The 1,037-nt window shown below is 36.0% G+C and carries 1 protein-coding gene; it reads right to left on the reverse strand.

Annotated elements, in window-relative coordinates; translation table 11 throughout:
• On the reverse strand, positions 1-503 hold a 503-nt coding region (locus DNK84_RS14570), incomplete at its 3' end, for a hypothetical protein (RefSeq protein WP_208123221.1).
• Between the last annotated feature and the right edge of the window lie 534 nt (positions 504-1,037).

A 1,037-nucleotide genomic window follows, 5' to 3' on the forward strand; every position in this document is an offset into this window, starting at 1 on the left:
TTAAGCTTATCAAGAGGGTCATTAACGAGGCTATATAACTGACTTGGAAAAGTATCCTGTTGAATCACATTACTTAATTTCGTAACCTCAGTTTTTAAAGTCTCTAAATCACCTTCCTGTGCTGAAATTAGAGCCAAAGCTTTATACTTAAATTGCGCTTCAAGATGACTTAGTTCTTTTTGATGATCCTGACGCAGTTGCTCAATTTTTTGTTTTTTTTGCGCTATTTTTACTAATTTTTGATAAAGACTATAAATATTGGTGTCACTCACTAATTCTTGAAGCCTTTTATATTCATCTTCCTTGCCTTGAAAATCAAAGTCAGGATTTTCCAGCACTTTATTTATAATTCTGCCAGCAATAATCCCTTGTACACTTATGCGAACGTTATCCTCATTTTGCTTAACCTGTTTTTGCAAAATATCAATGCCAAATTGTTTTAAATGTTCTTGAAATAATCGCCTGCTATCTGATTTTCTACCAGGCCATTCAAAGCGACGCATTTTTTTATGCAAATCTAACNNCATTGGGGAAATAGCATCGTCTTCCCTATTTAAAAAAGCATTCTGAAATTTTTTATCTGCAAGCGCTTCTGCTTGCTGCTTAGTTTTGTCATCCTTATCCTGTAAATGTTTGATATATGCTTCTTTTGCTTCATGAACTGCGCTTTTAATCTCTTTAAAAACCTTAAGCCGCTTTTTCTTTGCCACTTCTTCATTAAATCCATTAACAAGCTCGTCAAATTTCTGCAAACCTAAGCTTTGATGTGATAATAACGCCCCTTGATTAAAGCGCTCTTGATAGACTTGACATGCAGCTTGCACATTAGCTAAAGTTAAATCCCCTCCTGCATTAAGACGCTCAACTACCTGAGCAAATTTTCCATTTTCGTCTTGAAGCCTCTGACTCAGCTTCTGCAATATATCTGAACTACCAGCGCCATCACCTTGATCGCTTGAATTTGATGCAGGTTGAGGCGCACTTAAACTGCTGCCTCCATCACCTAAAACTATTAAATCTGTTGTGGTCTAATATTC

It is taken from the genome of Facilibium subflavum (genome assembly GCF_003574485.1).
GTDB lineage: Bacteria > Pseudomonadota > Gammaproteobacteria > Francisellales > Francisellaceae > Facilibium > Facilibium subflavum.